Below are 18,658 nucleotides of genomic sequence, written 5' to 3' on the forward strand. Positions count from 1 at the left end.
ATCGCCCCCCTCATCCGCCCTCCGGGCACCTTCCCCCCCTTGGGGGGCGAAGGGATAACGCGTTGAGGGATCGAGGAAATCGACGCTCCCCAACCCCCGGCCCCTTCCCCTTCGCCCCCTGAAAGGGGGGAGAAGGGTTTAACCCGTTGGGAGAGTGCACAAACCGCTGGCCGGCTCAGACTTCGGCCTTCCCGGCATCGTCGCCCGACGCAAGAGACGGTCAATGCCCCAAGCAATCCCCGCCGCCGGGCCGCCGTCGCTTGAGCTAGCCCTGCCAGCCGGCCGGATGGGCGTTCAGGAAGATCGAGTAGAGCGAGGTCTGGGCGGTGATGTAGAGGCGGTTGCGCTTGGGGCCGCCGAAGGCGACGTTGGAGACCAGTTCCGGGATCGGGATCTGACCGAGCAGCGTGCCGTCCGGGTGGTAGCAGTCGACGCCGTTGCCGGTCGAGGTCCAGATATGGCCGCCCCGGTCGACCCGGAAGCCGTCATAGAGGCCGAAGCCGCAGAGCGAGAAGCGACGGCCGGACCCCGCGACGACCGAACGGCCGTCGGCCGCGACCGTAAAGGCGCGGATCTCGGCCGGATGGCCGGCAACATGGGTTGCGCCGGTATCGGCGACATAGAGGATCGATTCGTCCGGCGAGAAGGCGAGGCCGTTCGGGCGCACCATGTCGGTGATCACGGCGGTGACTTCGCCGGACGCCGGATCGAGCCGGTAGACGTAGCAGCCGCCGATCTCCGGCTCGGCCCAGAAGCCCTCGTAATTGGTGTCGATGCCGTAGCTCGGATCGGTGAACCAGATCGAGCCGTCCGACTTGACGATGGCGTCGTTCGGCGAGTTCAGCCGCTTGCCCTGATAGTGGGTGGCGAGCGCGGTCCAGCGGCCGTCATGGCCGAGCCGCGACACGCGGCGGCCGCCATGCTCGCAGGCGATCACCCGCCCCTCATGGTCGAGGGTATGACCGTTGTGATAGCCGCACGGGGTCTGGAACACGGCGACCGAGCCGTCGGCCTCGTCGTAACGCATCAGACGATCGTTCGGGATGTCGGACCAGATCAACTGGCGCGACAGCGGGACATAGACCGGGCCCTCCGCCCAGCGGCAGCCGGTATAGAGCTTCTCGAGCTTCACATGGCCGATGATCAGGGCATTGAAGCGCGGATCCAGGATGACATAGTCGCTCATGAGGCGTTTCCGAGTTTCTTGTCGTTCGGGACCGCCATCGGAGCCGAGGACGCGCCGGACCGCAAGGGGGCAGCCGGCGCGAACCCACCATTCCTCGTACAAAAATCAGCCGCGCGTGACGGCGAGCACACCGATCGTGGCGAGGTTGAGCAGGACGCCCCAGGTGACAAGCAGCCCGAAGGCCGGCCGCAGCTCGGGCCGGACCGCGCGCGCCAGGAAGACCATCAGCACGGGCAGGAAGTCGAGCATGTAGCGGATGCCGTTATACTGCTTGAACCCGTTCGAATGGTAGAACAGCAGCCACAGCACCACCGGCAGCACGGCGAGCGCACCGAACCAGATGGTGCGGTCGCGCGGGCAGAAGAACAGGAACAGCAGGAACGGGCTCGCCGCCAGGAAGGAGGCGCCGAACGGGTCGAGCCCCTCCAGCTTGAGCATGGTCGGGCCGGTGAACTGGGCGTGGAAGCCCTGCAGGAACATGTAGAAGAAATTGAAGACCACATAGTCCTTCGAGAAGACGCCGATGTCGCGCAGCCGGTAGACCAGCGGCGTGATGTCGGGGCTGGTCGCGGCCTGGGCGGCCAGGATGTTGTGGCCGGTTTCCATGGGCAGGCCGAAGCGCGACCAGTTGTAGAAGAGGTAGAAGCCGACCGCGAGCGAGAAGGCGAGCCCCATCTTCAGGCCCTTGACGACGGTCTCGCGCGAGGGCGGCAGCAGCCGGGCCTGCACGGTCAGCGCGATGGCGAAGACGAACGGGAACATGAACAGCGTCATCTGCCGGCTGAGGAAGGCGCAGCCGAGGGCGAGACCGGCCATTACGACCCGGCCCGCCAGCGCCTCGTGGACGGCAAGCGAGGCCATCAGGAAACCGACCACATGGGCGAACAGCCAGACGCCGTCGGACCGCACGACCGAATAGGCGAGCGGCGTGGAGGCGAAGATGGCGACCAGCAGCCAGCCGGCGGTCGCCGACTCGGTGCCGAGCCGCCGGAAGATGAGCCACCAGACGAGCAGCGTCAGCGCCGTCAGGGCGGCGGCATAGAAGATGTAGAAGTGGACGTGCAGACCGAAGGCGGCGACCAGCGGCATCGACAGGACCGCCGGGAACGGCGGCTGGATCAGGTAGGTCTTGCCGCCCGACCGCACGCATTCGAAATCGTAGCAGCCCTTGAAGTCGAACCGGCCATTCAGGAAGGCGTCGGCCAGCAGCGTGAAGCTATTGGTGTCGGCCGGCTCGTGCAGACCGCGCCAGACGATGGCCGCGACGATCGCCGCGGTGGCGAGGAAGGCCGCAAACGCGAGAAGGCGATGGCGCAACGACATGCTGACTCCATGGAATAGCCGGGCGGCCCGCGCGGGCCTCCGCCTGAAGCCGCTACCATTGCGCGCCTTGCCATCGGGTTTGCGGGACGGTCCAACCGGCCGACATCCTTGCGGCAGCCTCAACGGGACGTGAATCCGGCCGACGGCGGGTTTCCGGAAGGCGCCGCGATTGCATACCGATCCGGTTCGCGCGACGTTTCCCATCCGGCTGGCGCTCGGCGCGATTCCGACAGACCGAGGCAACCGCGAGGGGGAACCGCCATGAAGAGCCTGTTTGCATCCGCAGCCCGCATGACCGGAAAGTCCCTGCCCGGGGCCCTCGTGTTCGGCGCCCTGACGCTGGCTGCGGCCCATGCCGATCCGGTCGGGCAATATACCGTCGAGGGGCGCGGCCCCGACGGCGGCGGCTATTCCGGCGTGGCGGTGATCGAGCCGCAGGGCGACGCCTTCAAGGTCACCTGGGTGATCGCACGCGAGAAGTTCGTCGGCACCGCCGTCGGCAACGAGAACTTCTTTGCCGTTGCATACCGTTCCGGCAGTTCCACCGGCATCGCCGTCTACGGCAAGGACGGCGACGGGTGGCTGGGGGCCTGGACCTATACGGGTGGCACCAAGATCGGCACGGAACGCCTGACACGTCGCTGACCTGTCCGGCCCAAGCGTGTGTTCGGACTGAAGAAATACCAGGGCGACGACGCACGGAGGGTTGCCGCCGGGTTCGACTTCAGGCTAGCCTGTCGCCGGCGCCTCGGGACGATCCCTGAGGCGGTCGGGGGCGGGCGCGTACAGGCGGCATGCCGGCACGCAGGTTTGGCCCTCAAAAATTCTGCATGAAGCGCGATGCATTTGGACGCGGTTCCGGGCTGCGTCCAAATTCACCGCGCTTCCTCGGTCAGGAGCCCTGTGTGATGATCCGCAACCTTTCGGTAGTTCTCGCGCTCGCACTTTCCGGGACGGCCCTGTCCGCTCCGATCCTGTCCGATCCGGCCGATGCCAAGCCGTTCCGCTGGGCCCGCGGCCAGGATGCCCCGACGCTCGACCCGCATACCGAGAATTCCAATCAGGTCTTCGGTCTGCTGCACCAGATCTATGAGCCGCTGATCCACCGCGACCAGGACGGCAAGATCGTTCCGGCGCTGGCGCTGTCCTGGGGCCTGCTGCCCACGGATGCCAAGACCTGGCAGTTCAAGCTCCGCCCCGGCGTCAAGTTCCACAGCGGCGACGCCTTTTCGGCCGACGACGTGGTCTTCTCGCTGAAGCGCGCGATGGACCCGCTGGCCGGCGTGCGTACGACGCTGGCGGGCGTCATCGACGTGGTCAAGGTCGACGACCTGACGGTGCATGTGAAGACGCAGGAGCCGATGCCGCTTCTGGTCAACCAGCTGACCAACATCTTCATGATGAGCCAGAAATGGGCGGAGGCCAACAAGGTCACCCGGCCGCAGGATTTCAAGAACAAGGAAGAGACCTTCGCGGTCCGCAATGCCAACGGCACCGGTCCCTATATTCTGGTTTCGCGTGAGCCCGACTCCAAGACGGTCATGAAGCTCAACGAGGGCTATTGGGGCAAGGGCCAGTTCCCGCTGCAGGCGACCGAGGTCGTCTACAGCGTGATCACCTCGGCGCCGACCCGCATCGCCGCCCTGCTCTCCGGCGAACTCGATTTCGTCCAGGACATGCCGGTCCAGGATATCGACCGTGTCGCCCAGACCGCGAACCTCAAGGTCAATACCGGCCCCGAGGTCCGCTCGATCTTCTACGGACTCAATGCCGGCGATCCGGAACTCGCCTCGTCGGACGTGAAGGGCAAGAATCCCTTCGCCGACAAGCGCGTCCGCAAGGCGATCGAAATGGCGATCAACCGCGAGGCGATCCAGAAGGTGGTCATGGGCGGCCAGTCCGCGCCTTCCGGAACGCTGATCCCGCCGGGCGTCAACGGCTATTCCAAGGAGCTCGACCAGTATCCGAAGTGGGATATCGCCAAGGCCAAGGCCCTGATGGCCGAGGCCGGCTATGCCGGCGGCTTCGGGGTCAAGCTCAACTGCCCGAACAACCGCTACATCAACGACGAGAAGATCTGCCAGGCGACGGTCGGCTTCCTCGGCCAGATCGGCATCAAGGTGACGCTCGATGCCCGCCCGATGGCCCAGCACACGCCGACCATCCTGAAGAACGAAACCGACTTCTACATGCTCGGCTGGGGCGTCGCCTCGTTCGACGCGGCCTATACGCTCGACTCCATCTACCACAGCCGCGACAAGGTCTATGGCGCCTACAACGCCACCCGCGTCGTCGAGCCGGACTGGGACAAGAAGATGGAGGCGCTCGGCACGGAAACCGACACCGCCAAGCGCGACAAGCTGCTCGCCGAGATCCTGGCCCATGTGAAGGACGAGGCCCTGTTCATCCCGATCCACAACCAGCTGCTCGCCTGGGGCATGAAGAAGGGCATCGAGGTCAAGGTGCAGCCCGAGAACCAGCTCTACGTGAAATACGTCAAGATCGACTGATTTCACGCAGCGCGATCGGGCCGGTTTGAATGATGCCCGGTCGGCCGGCTTCATGCCGCCCGATGGGTCCCGGCCCGTCTTCCGGCTCCGAGGCTGGCGTGACCGGTGACGAGGACGTGCGGCTGCGCCGGCATTCTGTCCGCCCAGCATGCCCGATCCCTTCCCCTTCTCCCCCGCGGGGAGAAGGGGGCCGAAAGCCGGAAGACGGGGCCGAACGCAGCCATTTTCGCCCGCGCCTGCGGTCCGCGCGACGGGAGCCGAACCGAAGATTCATGGACTGGACGCCGGACCGTCCCCCTCATCCGCCCTTCGGGCACCTTCTCCCCCCACGGGGGGCGAAGGGGATGGAGCCGGGAGTTCTGTGGCTGGGGCGTGCGTGCTTCCTGCGGCCCGATCTCCCGACCTTCCTTTTTTCCCTTGGAGAGAAGGCGAAGGAGCCGGAAGACATTCTTGACCGCCCCTGTCGACGGCCCCCTCTCCGGCGGTTGATCGGCGACGGCCTCTTGCGGATTCCGACCGGCATCGAAACAATTCGGATTGCCGCACCGATCGGATCGAGGGGCGGTGGCCGTGACCTCGACCCGGGGCAGGCCTGGGTCGGGTCGACCGGTCCAAATCCTGCTAGTGTCAGAGTTCACGATTTGCCGGTGACCGCATGCTCGCATTCCTGATCCGCCGCATCGCCGAAGCCCTCGTGGTGATGGTGGTGGTCGCGTTCTTCGCCTTCTCCATGTTCCGCTTCATGGGAGACCCGGTCGCCAACATGATGGGACCGGATGCGACCATCGCCGACCGGGAAGCCATGACCAAGCGACTCGGCCTCGACCAGCCGTTCCCGGTGCAGTTCGCCGCCTTTCTGGGCAATGTCGCGGAGGGCGACTTCGGCGTCTCGTTCCGGGTCGGCCGGCCGGTCATCGATCTGGTCAAGGAACGGCTGCCGGCGACGCTCGAGCTGGCGCTGATCTCGGGCCTGTTCGCCCTCGTCGGCGGGATCGGGCTCGGGGTCTATACGGCGCTGAGACGCGACGGCCTCCTGTCGCGCGCGATCATGGCCATCTCGCTGATCGGGGTCTCGCTGCCGACCTTCCTGATCGGCATCGCGCTGATCTATCTGTTCGCCGTCGAACTGCGCTGGCTGCCGAGCTTCGGTCGCGGCGAGACGGTCAGGATCGGCGGCTGGACGACCGGCTTCCTGACCGGCTCCGGCCTCGCATCGCTGGTGCTGCCCTCGATCACGCTCGGCCTGTTCCAGATGACGTTGATCATGCGCCTCGTGCGCTCCGAGATGCTGGAGGTGCTGCGCACCGACTACATCCGCTTCGCCCGTGCCCGCGGCCTGACCACCCGCGCCATCCATTTCGGCCATGCGCTCAAGAACACGCTGGTGCCGGTGATCACCGTGACCGGGCTGCAGCTCGGTTCGATCGTCGCCTTCGCGATCATCACCGAGACCGTGTTCCAGTGGCCCGGCGTCGGCTCGCTGTTCATCTCCTCGGTCCAGGCCGTCGACGTGCCGGTGATGGCCACCTACCTGCTGTTCGTCGCCGGCTTCTTCGTATTCGTGAACCTGGTCGTCGATCTTCTCTATTTCGCGGTCGATCCGCGGCTGCGCAGCGCCACCACGGGAGGGCACTGAGATGGCCGCCGCGGATGCCGTTCGAGCCGGCCGCCTCCGGCGCGCGCTGGACTCGGACCTGTTCTACTCGTTCCGGCGCTCGCCGCTGACCGTGGTGGCGGCGGTGGTCGTCCTGGTGATCGGTCTCGCCGCCCTGCTGGCGCCCTGGATCGCGCCGACCGATCCGTTTGATCCGTCGTCGCTCGATCTGATGGACGGCAAGACGCCGCCCTTGAAGCCGAACGAATTCACCGGCCACACCTTCCTGCTCGGCACCGACGACCAGGGCCGCGACGTCTTCTCGGCGATCCTCTACGGCGCGCGCATCTCGCTGCTGGTCGGTTTCGCCTCGGTCGTCGTCTCGATGGCGATCGGCATCGCGCTCGGGCTGCTTGCCGGCTATCGCGGCGGTTGGGTCGACAGCGTGATCATGCGCGTCGCCGACGTGCAGCTGACCTTCCCGGACCTTCTGGTCGCCCTGATGATCTTCGGCATCGCCCGCGGCGCCCTGCCGATCGCGGCGCAGGAGCACATGGCGATCCCCGTGCTGATCCTGTCGATCGGCATCGCCAAGTGGCCGCAATATGCCCGCACGGTGCGCGGCGTGACCATGGTCGAGCGCGGCAAGGACTATGTCCAGGCCGCCCGCGTGGTTGGCCTGCCGGCCGGCAAGATCATGCGCCGCCACATCCTGCCCAACGTGCTCGGCCCGGTGCTGGTGATCGCCACGCTCGGCCTGTCGCTGGCCATCATCACCGAGGCGACGCTGTCCTTCCTCGGCGTCGGCGTGCCGCCGACCAGCCCGTCGCTCGGCACCCTCCTGCGCATCGGTCAGGAATATATCGCGTCCGGCGAATGGTGGATCCTGTTCTTCCCGGCGATCGCCCTGGTCGCCATCGCCCTGTCGGTCAACCTGCTCGGCGACTGGCTGCGCGACGCCCTCAATCCGAGGCTCCGGTGATGACCGAACCGCTGCTCTCCGTTCGCGACCTGACGGTCCAGTTCCCGACCCGGCGCGGCCTGCTGACCGCCGTCGACCGCCTCTCCTTCGATCTCGCGCCCGGCGAGGTGCTCGGCCTCGTCGGCGAGAGCGGCGCCGGCAAGTCGATGACCGGCTCGGCGATCATCGGCCTCCTGGAACCGCCCGGCCGCATCGCCGGCGGCGAGATCCGGCTGAAGGGCGAGCGGATCGACAACCTGCCGGCCGAAGCCATGCGGCGCATCCGCGGGCGGCGCATCGGCATGATCTTCCAGGACCCGCTGACCTCGCTCAATCCGCTGATCCGGATCGGCGACCAGCTGGTCGAAACCATCGTCACCCATACCGACCGCACGCCCTGGGAAGCCAAGCTGCACGCCGCCTCCCTCCTGGAGGCCGTCGGCATTCCGGCCGCCCGGGCGCGCATCGATTCCTACCCGCACGAATTCTCCGGCGGCATGCGCCAGCGGGTGGTGATCGCGCTGGCGCTCGCCGCCGACCCGGAACTGATCATCGCCGACGAGCCGACCACCGCCCTCGACGTATCGGTGCAGGCGCAGATCATCGCGGTGCTGAAGGACCTCTGCCGCGACAAGGGCACCGCCGTGATCCTGATCACCCACGACATGGGCGTCATCGCCGAGACCGCCGACCGGGTCGCCGTGCTCTATGCCGGCCGTCTGGCCGAGATCGGCCCGGTCGCCGACGTGATCAGCCGGCCGCATCATCCCTATACGCGCGGTCTGATGGGTTCGATCCCGTCGCTCGACGGCGGCCGCGACCGGCTGGAACAGATCCCCGGCTCGATGCCGCGCCTGTCGCACATTCCGCCGGGCTGTGCCTTCAATCCGCGCTGCCTGCAGGCCTTCGCGCGCTGCGTCGCCGAACGTCCGCCGGCCTATCGGGCCGATGCGTCCGAGGCCGCCTGCTTCCTGCTCGATCCCGCCATGAGCCCGGCGGAGGCCGCCCGATGACCATCGATCGCAACGCGCCGCCGCTGCTGCGCGTGGAAGACCTCGCCCGGGTGTTCGACGTCTCGAAACCCTGGCTCGCCCGCATGATCGAGCGCGAGCCGCGCCGCTTCGTGAAGGCTGTCGACGGCGTCTCCTTCTCGATCGCCAAGGGCGAGACCTTCGCTCTGGTCGGCGAATCCGGGTCCGGCAAATCGACCATCGCCCGCATGGTGGTCGGCCTGATCCGGCCGACGCGCGGGCGAATCCTGTTCGACAATGTCGACATCGCCGATCCGGGCCGCACCGCGGATGTCGCGCGCCTGCGCCGGCGGTTCCAGATGATCTTCCAGGACCCCTTCGCAAGCCTCAATCCGCGCTTCCGGGTCGACGCCATCATCGCCGAGCCGCTGACCGCCTTCGGGCTGATGTCGGATCGCGCCGAGATCGAAGCGCGGGTCGCCGATCTCCTGAAGCTGGTCCGGCTCGACCCTGCGGACGGGCGCAAGTATCCGCACGAGTTCTCCGGCGGTCAGCGCCAACGCATCGCGATTGCCCGGGCGCTCGCCGCCAATCCGGAATTCATCGTCTGCGACGAGCCGACCTCGGCGCTCGACGTCTCCGTCCAGGCCCAGGTCCTCAACCTGATGCGCGACCTTCAGGACGAGTTCGGGCTGACCTACCTGCTGATCACCCACAATCTCGCGGTCGTCCGGCACATGGCCGACGATGTCGGCGTGCTCTATCTCGGCCGTCTCGCCGAGGTCGCGCCGACCGAGGAACTGTTCGCCCGGCCGCGCCATCCCTATACGCGCATGCTGCTCGACGCCGTCCCGGACCTGCGTCCCGGCGGACGGCCGCGCCGGGCCATCACGGGCGAGATCCCGAACCCGATCGATCCGCCGCCCGGCTGCACCTTCCATCCGCGCTGTCCGCTCGCCGACGACCGCTGCCGACGCGAGGCGCCGGGCTATACCCGCGACGGCGGCGCCCGCGTCGCCTGCCATGCGGTCGAGGAAGGCCGAACCGAGACCGCCCCTCCGGCCGCCTTCGCGTTGGCTTGATCGCCGGAGCGGCTGCGTCACAATGATCCGACAAGCCGGCGACGCGTCCGGTGGAGGAAACGCTTCGTGAGTATCGACCCGACGCTGGCCACCCTGATCGCGGAACTCGGTGGGCGGATGGGCTTGCCCAGTCTCTCACTCGACGGCGACCTCAGCTGCGCGCTCCGCTTCGACCGGCGCTCGGTGGTCAACATCCAGTACCGTCCCGATCGCGACATGCTGTGGTTTTTCGCCGATCTCGGCGTCCCGGCCGCCGGTCCGGCAGCCTACGAGGACCTGCTGCGCGGCAACTTCTTCTGGCGCTCGACGCTGGGCGCCACCCTCAGCCTCTCCGGCGATCAGCCGCCGCATGCCATCATCGCCCTGCCGGTCGCCTGGCGCGGCCTGGACGGTGCCCGTCTCGCGACGCAATTGGAAAGCTTCGTCAACACTGCGGAAGACTGGGCCGAGGTGATCGCCGATCCGGGCGACGGCCGCTCGACGGCCTCCGAGTCCCTCGCCACCGGGAACGAGCCGATGACCTTCATCCGCATTTGAGCGCCCCCGAACCGTCGCACCCGCGCTGCGAGTAGCTTTTGTGACAGGGGGCCGACCACAACCCTCTATCGTCCGAGCCACGGCCGCAGGGCCCGGTCTCAAGGGAACGCAATCCATGGCCATCGTCGATTCCGGCCGCGCTTCGTCGAAGATCCAGACCGGCACCGGTCCGCTCGGGACGCCCACCGGCGGCGCGGAGGCGGCCACCGGCGTTCTGCAGACCAGGCTGGTCCAGGTCATGCCCAAGGGCCAGGATCCCGTGCCCCCGCCGCCGAAGACGAAATCCGGCGAAGGGGTGCCGCTGTCCGATCGCCAGGTTGAGCAGCAACCGCCGGTGCCGAAGCTGGTGCGGGCGGCCGCCGCGGCCGGCGTCGCGACCAAGGACGAACTGATCACGACATCGGGCCGCCCCAAGGACGACCGCTTCTTCGGCCTCTACAAGATGTCCACCGGCTACAAGGCCGTCCTCGGCGCGCTGGAGGACTATCACGGCACCGTCAAGAACGCGGATACCTCCGGCAAGACGCCGCGCGAGACGGTCAAGTCGCTGATGGGTCAGTTGGACCGCATCTACGACAATGCCGATCGCTATGCCGCAAAGGCGAAGCACTCGCACAAGGGCATGGTCAACGAAGTCCAGATGCAGGTCGAGCAGGATCGCGAGGTGCTCGCGGGGCTCGACAAGGAACTGGCGGATGGCGGCAAGATTCCGGCCGGCATGAGCTTCGAGAAGGTCCTGGCTTTCGCCCGCGAAGGCATTTCGCTGAACGACATGGCCACCGTGAAGGACATGACGCCTCTGGAGGCGCGCAACCACATCGAATATCAGACGATCGGCAAGGACATCCCGGAGAAGACCAAGACCGAATATACCGAGCACGGCTTCCGGGCATCCGAGGCCGTTCCTCTGGAGCAAACCGGCCTCGGCCTGTTCGGCGGCATGAAGTACCGCTCCCTGGACATTCCGATCACGCCGGAGACGGTGACGGGCACGTTCAGCGAGTCGACCCGGACCGGCAAGGTGGAACAGCTGGGCTCGGGGGCCTGCAACACCGTCTACAAGACGCAGTTCAAGCTCGACGGCGGCAAGACCTTCGATGGCGTGTTCAAGCCGCTGGCCGCCAACGATCCGAACCGCTCGCACCGGCCCGAACATGGCTGGGTGGCGAAGCAGACCGGCGTCAACCAGTACAACCCGCAGATCGCGCTGCGCAATCTGGCCACATGCTCGGTGGCAAACGCGCTCAAGTTCGATGTCGTCCCCCACACCGAGATCGGCTTCACCGATATCGGCAAGGGCGAGACCCTCGGGCTGGTCATGGCGCGGGCGCAGGGCAAGCAGGCGGCATCGACCCCGCGCGAGGTGTTCGACAATCCCGAGGTTCGCCGCGAAATCGTCAAGCTGCAGCTGCTCGACCATCTGGTCGGCCAGGGCGACCGGCACGCCAACAACTATTTCATCAACGTCGACAAGGGCACCGGCAAGGTCACGGTGACCGGGATCGACAACGACCAATGCTTCGGCAAGAACCTGACCGATCCGAACGGCATCGCGCAGGGCTACGAAGACCACAATGACGGCTTCCGCGGCACGACCCTGCCGCCGGTGATCGACAGCGACATGGCGCGGGCCTTCGAGACGATGACCAAGGAAGGTCTGGCGGTCAGCATGAAGGGCTTGCGTCCGTCCGAAATCTCGGCCGCCCAGGATCGCCTGCAGGCGATCAAGGACCATATCGGCGAGCTGCGGACCAAAGGCCGAGTGATCGACCCGGACAAGTGGGGCGACAAGGACGTGATGAAACGCTTCAACAGCGACAACAGCTATCTCGGCCGCGATCGTCACGACGCTCCGCGCGGTACGCCGTCGCAGGTCCAGCAATTGGATGAGCGCCAGCGGATGCTTCAACAGAACCTGGCTCTGCTCTTCGACTGACGACTGCCGTTCCGCAGCCCTGCCCCTCGATATTGCGAGCCGTTGCCATGTCAGAAATCGACGCGACCCTCCTTTCGCCCGCCGAGGCGGCCCGCGCCCTGTTCGCCGCGGATGGCCTCGCCTTTCCGCCGCTGCCCGACGCACTCGCCGCCCGACTGGTGCGCGACGCGGACGAGACGACGGTTTTCTCGACCCGCGCCGACCTGCCGGCCTCGCCCTACCAGATCGAGGTCTATACGCGGGAACTCGCCCGCGGCCGCGCACCGTCGGACTATGCCCTGATCGGTTTCGCCGGCCGTGGCATCAACAGCTGGGCGGCCCATTACTACCGGGTCATGCCGGGTCTCGCGCTCCTGATCCAGATCGAGTGGGGCGGCGCCTATACCGATGCCGAGATGTCCAAGGCCCTGGCCGAGCGGCTGTTCGCCTGGGCAGCGCGGATGCAGGACAAGGCCGCCGCCGCGCGTGAAGCCGGCACGCTGCCGTTCGAGAAGACGCTTCTGTTCGTGTTCTCGCCTTTCGGCACGTCCGGCTGGGCCTGGCTCGACGCCGCCGCGCCGACCGACCGCGTGACGCTCGACACGGAGGCGCCGATCGGCAGCCGGGCCGAGGCCGCGTTCGACGCAGCCTTGACCGTGCGCCGCTGACAATCGGTCTGGAAGCGGCCGATTTCGCCGGCCGCCGCGCCTCGGCTTTTCCGTTACGGCAGTACCCAGTGCCGTTTGTGACAGTCCGGACTTTCCCTGAGTGCATACTCAGCGCATGGACGAGCCGCAAGGGAGAGCGCGCCATGGCCATCAGTCAGACCAGCGGTCCTACGCTTCACCAGCCGATCATCGGCACGACGGGGTCGAAGTCGACCGGACCGAGTTCGGTAACGGGCCAGTTTGGCGGCACGGGCGTCAAGGTGGCTTCGTTCAAGCCGACCGTTCCCCCCAAGCCCAAGACGTTCGACCGCGCGCCGCAGCCGCTGCCCGGACGGAATGTCGAGCCGCGCACGCCGGACTATCGTCTGACCCGGTTGGCCGAACGGGCGCCCGGCGTGGAAACCAGCGCGACCCTGAAAGGCCGGGCGGGCGATCCGAAGGCCGACAAGAGCTTCGGCATCTTCGGCGTCCACAAGATGTCGACCGGATACAAGGACATGCTCGCCAAGATGGACGATGTCCATCAGTTCCTGTCGGACGACGCGCATGAGATGAGCATGCCGCCGCACTACCGGTCGCCGATTAAATCCTATACCGACTCGGGGCGCTTGCACGAACTGGAGAACAATCTCGATTTCGCGTTGGCGTCGGCGAACAAATACATGAAGGGGAGCTCGCACAGCCACAAGACCGAGATCGGTCAGGTGCGCGAGCAGATCAAGGCGGAACAGAAGCTGGTCGAAAGCCTGCTGTCGCAGATGAAGAAGGGAGGCACCTTCCCGCCGGACCGCAGCCTCTCCGAGATCATGGATTTCGCCCGTCTCGGCTTCACGCTCGACAACATGCACGACCTGCATGGCCTGACGCCCGACCAGGCGCGGCATATGGTCGAGAACAATCTGCTCGACCGCAACCTGACGCCGACGCAGTTGAAGACCTATTCCGATGCCGGCTTCAACCGCGGCGAGGCGATCCTGTTGGAGAAGTCCGGCATCGGGCTCGAAGGTGGCCTTCTCTACCGCAAGATGGATATTCCGATCAGACCGGATACCATCGTCACCAGCTTCGACGACACCACGCGCACGAGCGGCATGACCAAGCTCGGTTCGGGCGCCTTCAACACGGTGTATTCGGTGGACTACGATACCGGCGGCGGCGACTATTCTGCCGTGTTCAAGCCCCTGAGCCCGCCGGATCCGACCCGGACCACCAAGGTCGAGAAGGGTTGGGTGGCCGCGCGCACCGGCATCGACCCCTACAATCCGCAGATCGCTTTGCGCAACGTTGCGACCTGCGCGGTCGCCAAGAAGCTCGGCTTCGACGTGGTGCCGCATACCGAGATCGGCCTCCGCGGCACGTCGATGGGCGGCGGCGAACTCGGCATCGTCATGTCGCGCGCCCCCGGCGATCCGGCGGCCAAGACGGATCCGAAGCTCTTCGAACGCGGCGACGTGCGGCGCGAGATCGTCAAGCTCCAGCTGCTCGACCACCTGGTCGGCCAGGGCGACCGGCACGGCAACAACTACTTCATCGCGATCGACAAGAACGGCCAGGCCGTGGTCACCGGCATCGACAACGACCAATGCCTCGGCAAGGATCTGCATGATCCCAACGGCATCGCCCAGGGAACCTCGCCGCTCGACAAGGGCTTCCGCGGCCGGAAGATGCCGCCGCTCGTCGACACCGACATGGCGGACATGATCCGCGGCATGTCCGACACCGATCTCGCCGATTGCCTGAAGGGGCTGAAGCCGGAGGAAATCCGTGCCGCCAAGGATCGCCTCGTCGGCCTCAAGGTGCATGTCGCGGATCTGCAGATGAAGAACCGCATCATCAAGCCGGACCAGTGGGGCCAGGACTGGGTCGGGGCGGAGTTCCGCAACGAGAACAGCTATGTCGGCCGCGACTACGAGCGTGCGCTGCAGCGGACCAACCAGATCATCTAACGGCTTCCGGAGGTTGCAACCATGACCGATGTCATCACGGCCGCCAGCCCGATCGACAAGGCCCGCGCCGTTTTCGAGGCCGAAGGCCTGCCCATGCCGCCGCTCACGGCCGACGAGACGGCCCGGTTGCGGTCCGACGGCGAATTCCTGTTCGCCACGCGCGCCATCGAGACGCCGCCCTACACGCTGGACATCTATCTGGACGAAGCGCTCGCCGGTGCCGCACCGGTTCCGTACACGCTGTTCGGCTTCGATGGCGGCGGTCTCGCCAGTTCGGCCCTGCACTACTTCCTGGTCGAAGACGGACTTGCCGTCTTCATTCAGATCGGCTGGGGCGGCGCCTACACGGATGTCGACGACGCCCGCGGGATGATCGAGCGCGCCTTCGCCTGGGTCGGCGGCCTGCGCGGCCGCATCCGCGAGGCCCGCGCGGTCGGCGCCCTGCCGAAGGATTGGCGGCTCGTCGCCGTGGTCACCGAGTTCGATCTTTCGCGTTGGGGCTTCGTCCGGGGGAGCGTCGACAATCGCGACGCGGTCGACTTCTCGACCGAAGTGCCGGTCTCGAAAGCCGTCAATGCCGCGCTCGACGATCTTCTTGCCGCCCGCCGGACATTGGCCTGACGGCGAGGCCACGGCCGAACCGAGGGGGGACTCGATCCGCCTCGGCGGACCTCAGAGCATCATCCGATCTGAAGGGATCGGAAGATGCTCTGCATGTTTTTGTTTGCGCAAGCTTTTTCCCATCAGAGCGGGCCGCTCTGATCGGACCTTGCTCTAACGCATCCGAATGGGGGGACTGCCATGAACATCGATCCGGCGCTGACCAATCTGCTGGCCGAGTTCGGAGGTCAGATCGGCCTGCCGGCCCTGGCGCTCGACGCGGACGGCGCGACCGCCCTCGCCTTCGACGGCGGGGTGCAGATCAATTTCCAGTATCGCGCGGATGCCGACACCCTCTGGCTGATCACCGATCTCGGCGTGCCGGCCAACGGGCCCGCGGTCTACGAGGATCTGCTCAAGGGCAACCATTTCTGGCATGCGACCCTTGGCGCGACCTTGAGCCTGTCCGGCGACGAGACGCCCCGGGTCATCCTGACCCTGCCGATCGGATGGCGCGGCCTCAACGGTGCCCGTCTGGCCCGCATCATGGAAACCTATCTGAACACGATCCGCGCCTGGAGCGAGGTCATCGCCGCGCCGTCGGACGACGACGACGCCCCGGCCGACGCCGCGGATATGGGGGCGATGATCCGCATCTGAACGGCGGCCTCCCCTCGTCTGCCGACGCCCCGCGTCCGCCGATGGCTCTATCCCGGCGCCGCGCCCCCGTGGCGCCGAGGCGGGCCTACGCCGCCTTCGCCAGATAGCGCTCGGCCAGATGGACCCAGAAGCTCGCGCCGCGGGTCAGGATGGCGTCGTTGAAGTCGAACCTGGCGTGATGCAGCATCGGCCCGTCGCCGGCGCCGAGCAGGAAGTAGCAGCCCGGCTTCTCCTGCAGCATGAAGGCGAAATCCTCGCTGCCCGGCGTCGGGCGCGCCACGATGCGGGCCCGGTCGGCGCCGACGAGCTCGACCGCCAGGGCATGGGCGAAGGCGGTTTCCTCGGGCGTGTTGACCAGTGCCGGATAGATGCGCCGATAGTCGACCGTCGCCGTGCAGCCGTAGCTTTCCGCCTGCAGTCGCGCGACGGCGGTGATCCTGTCCTGCAACTGGTCGTGCACCGCCTCGGCGAAGCTGCGCACGGACAGTCGCAAGGTCGCGGCGCCCGGGATGACGTTGGAAGCCTGTCCGGACTGGAAGGCGCCGACCGTGATCACCGCCGGCTCCTGCGGGTCGATGTTGCGCGAGACGATCGTCTGCAGCGCCATCACGGTCGAGGCGCCGGCGACGATCGGATCCACCGCCATTTCCGGATGGGCGCCATGGCCGCCCTTGCCCTCGATGGTGATGGTCACGTTGTCGGCGGCGGACATCAGAACGCCCGGCCGGAACAGGAAATCGCCGACCGGCCGGTTCGGCCAGTTGTGGACGGCGAAGACCGCATCGCAGGGGAACAGCCGGAACAGGCCTTCGTCCATCATCCGCCGGGCGCCGGCGAGGCCTTCCTCGGCGGGCTGAAAGATCAGGTGGATCGTGCCGTCGAAGCTGCGCGAGCGGGCGAGATGGCGGGCGGCGGCGAGCAGCATGACCGTGTGGCCGTCATGCCCGCAGGCATGCATCTTCCCCGGAACGGCACTCGCATAGGCAAGGCCGGTCTCCTCCAGGATCGGCAGGGCATCCATGTCGGCGCGAATGCCGATCCGCCGCGTGCCGTTGCCGGCCGTGAGCGTGCCGACGACGCCGGTCCCGCCCAGACCGCGATGCACCGTATAGCCCCAGTCGCCGAGCAGGCGCGCGACCAGGTCGCTGGTCTCATGCTCCTCGTAGCCGAGCTCCGGGCGGCTGTGCAGCTGCCGGCGCAGCGCGACGAAGTCGTTCTCTTCGGCGACGATTTCGGAAATCAGCATGGCAGACCCCGCCTTCGGCCCCGGCTGCGGCCGAACACTTAACTTCTTGAATATGTTTGTCGTTCAGCCCGTCCGACCGGCGCTCCTGGCGCGACATGTCCAGTTATGGCGCCGTTCGTTTGCGGATGCCAGCGCTTCGTCGTGCGGCGATGCCGACGGCCCGTTCCCGGCTTCTGGTCCGGCGTCCATCGGCCGAGGCTCGAACCGAGGCGGGGTTCGGGCAAAAAAAAGGGCCGTCACAACGGCGGCCCAGTCTTGGGAGGAAACGCCCGAAGGGCGAGCGGCAAGGGCGATGACGAATCACCCGCCACGATTACGATCACATCGAAGTCTTGCTTTTGTGTAAAGAACCGGGATCGTGACTTCGATATTGTACGGATGCCCCAAATTGTTCGGATGCGACAAGTATCGGTCGGATCGGTTCTTGAGCGCGACTATATCGGACAGGCTCCCGGCCGTTGCGCACCGACGTAGCCCGCGATCAAGGTCATGATCGCGCAGCGGAAAGCGGAATCCCGACGATCTCCGACAGCGCCGCGCCGATCCCCGGCGCCGCGACCAGCACCGGGGCGCCGCTCAGCCAGTCGGGCGCGGCGAAGAAATCGTTGGCGAGGCCGCCGGCTTCGGCAACCAGCACCAGGCCGGCCAGGACGTCCCAGGCCCGGATGTTCAGTTCGGCATAGCCATCGGAGCGCCCGGCCGCCACATAGGCGAGGCCGAGCGTGCCGGATCCGGCCCGGCGGACGCTGGCGCCCGAAGCCAGCACCCGTTCGGTCATGGTCAGATAGTCGGCCGCCGGGCGGCGCGGCGACCAGCCGAGCTCGACCACCGCCTCCGACAGCGCGCCGGTCGCCGCCGCGCGGATCGGGCGCCCGTTCAGGGTCGCGCCGCGGCTGCGTCGGGCGGCATAGAGCTCGTTCTGCATCGGCGCGGCGATCGCGCCGAGTTCGGGCCGGCCGTCGACCAGAAGCCCGATCGAGACGCAGAAATGCGGCACACCGCGCGCGAAATTGGCCGTGCCGTCGATCGGATCGACGATCCAGGTCGCCGCCGCCGAAGACCCTCCGGTCTCCTCGCCGATCATGCCGTCGTCCGGGAACACGGTCGCCAGCCGCTCGCGCACCAGCGCCTCGACGGCGCCATCGGCCTCGGTCAGGTAGTCCTGCGGGCCCTTCAGCGCGTAGTCACCCTGCGGCCGGTTCAGAAACAGGTGCCGCGCCAGGGCGCCGGCCTCGGCGGCGATCGAACAGGCGGCATGCAGGCGCAGGTTCAATGCGCGATCGTCCATCACAGTATCTCCACCTCGACGGCAAGCCTTGTTCACGTCGCCGCAGGTTCTGCGCCCGACCGGCCCGGAAGACAACGGCATCGCACCAGACGAAGGCACCGCCTGGGGACGGATGCCGCCCGATATATTCGTCACCCTGAATTCAAATCAGCCCGACCCTGGCCGGAGGAA

Annotated in this window: 16 protein-coding genes; 12 read left to right on the forward strand and 4 right to left on the reverse strand. The window is 67.0% G+C overall.

Annotated features, from left to right (window positions below):
• Nucleotides 1-265 precede the first annotated feature (265 nt).
• A complete protein-coding gene (locus ABB55_RS02045) occupies nucleotides 266-1,186 on the reverse strand; it encodes an SMP-30/gluconolactonase/LRE family protein (RefSeq protein WP_054357309.1) in 921 nt (306 codons plus the stop codon).
• Between the two features lie 105 nt (nucleotides 1,187-1,291).
• Nucleotides 1,292-2,509 carry a hypothetical protein gene (locus ABB55_RS02050; protein ID WP_054357310.1) on the reverse strand — a complete coding sequence of 406 codons (1,218 nt, stop codon included), beginning with the start codon at nucleotides 2,507-2,509 and terminating at the stop codon, nucleotides 1,292-1,294.
• Nucleotides 2,510-2,770: 261 nt separating this feature from the next.
• Between ABB55_RS02050 and ABB55_RS02055 the strand changes: the two genes are divergently transcribed.
• The 12 genes from ABB55_RS02055 (at nucleotide 2,771) to ABB55_RS02110 (ending at nucleotide 15,953) form a co-directional block, all read left to right on the forward strand.
• Nucleotides 2,771-3,154 (forward strand): hypothetical protein, encoded by a 384-nt coding sequence (locus ABB55_RS02055; protein ID WP_054357311.1) that lies wholly within the window; start codon nucleotides 2,771-2,773, stop codon nucleotides 3,152-3,154.
• Nucleotides 3,155-3,417: 263 nt separating this feature from the next.
• Nucleotides 3,418-5,019 (forward strand): ABC transporter substrate-binding protein, encoded by a 1,602-nt coding sequence (locus ABB55_RS02060; RefSeq protein ID WP_054357312.1) that lies wholly within the window; start codon nucleotides 3,418-3,420, stop codon nucleotides 5,017-5,019.
• 655 nt (nucleotides 5,020-5,674) lie between these two features.
• Nucleotides 5,675-6,655, forward strand: coding sequence for an ABC transporter permease (locus ABB55_RS02065; protein ID WP_054357313.1), 981 nt, complete (start codon nucleotides 5,675-5,677; stop codon nucleotides 6,653-6,655).
• Between the two features lies 1 nt (nucleotide 6,656).
• Entirely contained in the window at nucleotides 6,657-7,595 is a 939-nt protein-coding gene (locus tag ABB55_RS02070) for an ABC transporter permease (RefSeq protein ID WP_054357314.1), read from the forward strand.
• Complete coding sequence (locus tag ABB55_RS02075) at nucleotides 7,595-8,587, forward strand: ABC transporter ATP-binding protein (protein ID WP_054357315.1); 993 nt, start codon at nucleotides 7,595-7,597, stop codon at nucleotides 8,585-8,587. Before ABB55_RS02070 ends, ABB55_RS02075 begins: the two co-directional genes overlap by 1 nt.
• The gene (locus ABB55_RS02080) at nucleotides 8,584-9,627 is read left to right on the forward strand and encodes an ABC transporter ATP-binding protein (protein WP_054357316.1); all 1,044 of its coding nucleotides are present in this window, start codon (nucleotides 8,584-8,586) and stop codon (nucleotides 9,625-9,627) included. Before ABB55_RS02075 ends, ABB55_RS02080 begins: the two co-directional genes overlap by 4 nt.
• Before the next feature lie 66 nt (nucleotides 9,628-9,693).
• Nucleotides 9,694-10,164, forward strand: coding sequence for a type III secretion system chaperone (locus ABB55_RS02085; protein WP_054357317.1), 471 nt, complete (start codon nucleotides 9,694-9,696; stop codon nucleotides 10,162-10,164).
• A gap of 115 nt (nucleotides 10,165-10,279) precedes the next feature.
• Nucleotides 10,280-12,100, forward strand: a complete 1,821-nt coding sequence (locus tag ABB55_RS02090; RefSeq protein ID WP_054357318.1) for a hypothetical protein — start codon at nucleotides 10,280-10,282, stop codon at nucleotides 12,098-12,100.
• A 47-nt stretch (nucleotides 12,101-12,147) separates the two neighbouring features.
• The gene (locus ABB55_RS02095) at nucleotides 12,148-12,747 is read left to right on the forward strand and encodes a hypothetical protein (protein WP_054357319.1); all 600 of its coding nucleotides are present in this window, start codon (nucleotides 12,148-12,150) and stop codon (nucleotides 12,745-12,747) included.
• A gap of 143 nt (nucleotides 12,748-12,890) precedes the next feature.
• Nucleotides 12,891-14,693, forward strand: a complete 1,803-nt coding sequence (locus ABB55_RS02100; RefSeq protein WP_054357320.1) for a hypothetical protein — start codon at nucleotides 12,891-12,893, stop codon at nucleotides 14,691-14,693.
• Between the two features lie 21 nt (nucleotides 14,694-14,714).
• Entirely contained in the window at nucleotides 14,715-15,314 is a 600-nt protein-coding gene (locus ABB55_RS02105) for a hypothetical protein (protein ID WP_054357321.1), read from the forward strand.
• A gap of 180 nt (nucleotides 15,315-15,494) precedes the next feature.
• Entirely contained in the window at nucleotides 15,495-15,953 is a 459-nt protein-coding gene (locus ABB55_RS02110; protein ID WP_054357322.1) for a type III secretion system chaperone, read from the forward strand.
• Nucleotides 15,954-16,038: 85 nt separating this feature from the next.
• Here ABB55_RS02110 and ABB55_RS02115 read toward each other — a convergent pair whose 3' ends face one another.
• On the reverse strand, nucleotides 16,039-17,199 hold the full coding sequence (locus ABB55_RS02115) for a M20 aminoacylase family protein (protein WP_054357323.1): 1,161 nt from the start codon (nucleotides 17,197-17,199) through the stop codon (nucleotides 16,039-16,041).
• A 487-nt stretch (nucleotides 17,200-17,686) separates the two neighbouring features.
• Nucleotides 17,687-18,487 (reverse strand): inositol monophosphatase family protein, encoded by an 801-nt coding sequence (locus tag ABB55_RS02120; RefSeq protein ID WP_054357324.1) that lies wholly within the window; start codon nucleotides 18,485-18,487, stop codon nucleotides 17,687-17,689.
• Nucleotides 18,488-18,658 lie beyond the last annotated feature (171 nt).

The sequence above is a fragment of the Prosthecodimorpha hirschii genome (assembly GCF_001305515.1).
Taxonomy (GTDB): Bacteria; Pseudomonadota; Alphaproteobacteria; order Rhizobiales; family Ancalomicrobiaceae; genus Prosthecodimorpha; species Prosthecodimorpha hirschii.

Excerpts from the sequence above, each read along its gene's own strand:
- ABB55_RS02090 (WP_054357318.1), top strand. The coding sequence starts at position 10,280 with ATGGCCATCGTCGATTCCGGCCGCGCTTCGTCGAAGATCCAGACCGGC.
- ABB55_RS02115 (WP_054357323.1), bottom strand. The coding sequence starts at position 17,199 with ATGCTGATTTCCGAAATCGTCGCCGAAGAGAACGACTTCGTCGCGCTG.
- ABB55_RS02060 (WP_054357312.1), top strand. The coding sequence starts at position 3,418 with ATGATCCGCAACCTTTCGGTAGTTCTCGCGCTCGCACTTTCCGGGACG.
- ABB55_RS02105 (WP_054357321.1), top strand. The coding sequence starts at position 14,715 with ATGACCGATGTCATCACGGCCGCCAGCCCGATCGACAAGGCCCGCGCC.
- ABB55_RS02065 (WP_054357313.1), top strand. The coding sequence starts at position 5,675 with ATGCTCGCATTCCTGATCCGCCGCATCGCCGAAGCCCTCGTGGTGATG.
- ABB55_RS02095 (WP_054357319.1), top strand. The coding sequence starts at position 12,148 with ATGTCAGAAATCGACGCGACCCTCCTTTCGCCCGCCGAGGCGGCCCGC.
- ABB55_RS02080 (WP_054357316.1), top strand. The coding sequence starts at position 8,584 with ATGACCATCGATCGCAACGCGCCGCCGCTGCTGCGCGTGGAAGACCTC.
- ABB55_RS02045 (WP_054357309.1), bottom strand. The coding sequence starts at position 1,186 with ATGAGCGACTATGTCATCCTGGATCCGCGCTTCAATGCCCTGATCATC.
- ABB55_RS02075 (WP_054357315.1), top strand. The coding sequence starts at position 7,595 with ATGACCGAACCGCTGCTCTCCGTTCGCGACCTGACGGTCCAGTTCCCG.
- ABB55_RS02100 (WP_054357320.1), top strand. The coding sequence starts at position 12,891 with ATGGCCATCAGTCAGACCAGCGGTCCTACGCTTCACCAGCCGATCATC.
- ABB55_RS02110 (WP_054357322.1), top strand. The coding sequence starts at position 15,495 with ATGAACATCGATCCGGCGCTGACCAATCTGCTGGCCGAGTTCGGAGGT.
- ABB55_RS02050 (WP_054357310.1), bottom strand. The coding sequence starts at position 2,509 with ATGTCGTTGCGCCATCGCCTTCTCGCGTTTGCGGCCTTCCTCGCCACC.
- ABB55_RS02120 (WP_054357324.1), bottom strand. The coding sequence starts at position 18,487 with ATGGACGATCGCGCATTGAACCTGCGCCTGCATGCCGCCTGTTCGATC.
- ABB55_RS02070 (WP_054357314.1), top strand. The coding sequence starts at position 6,657 with ATGGCCGCCGCGGATGCCGTTCGAGCCGGCCGCCTCCGGCGCGCGCTG.
- ABB55_RS02055 (WP_054357311.1), top strand. The coding sequence starts at position 2,771 with ATGAAGAGCCTGTTTGCATCCGCAGCCCGCATGACCGGAAAGTCCCTG.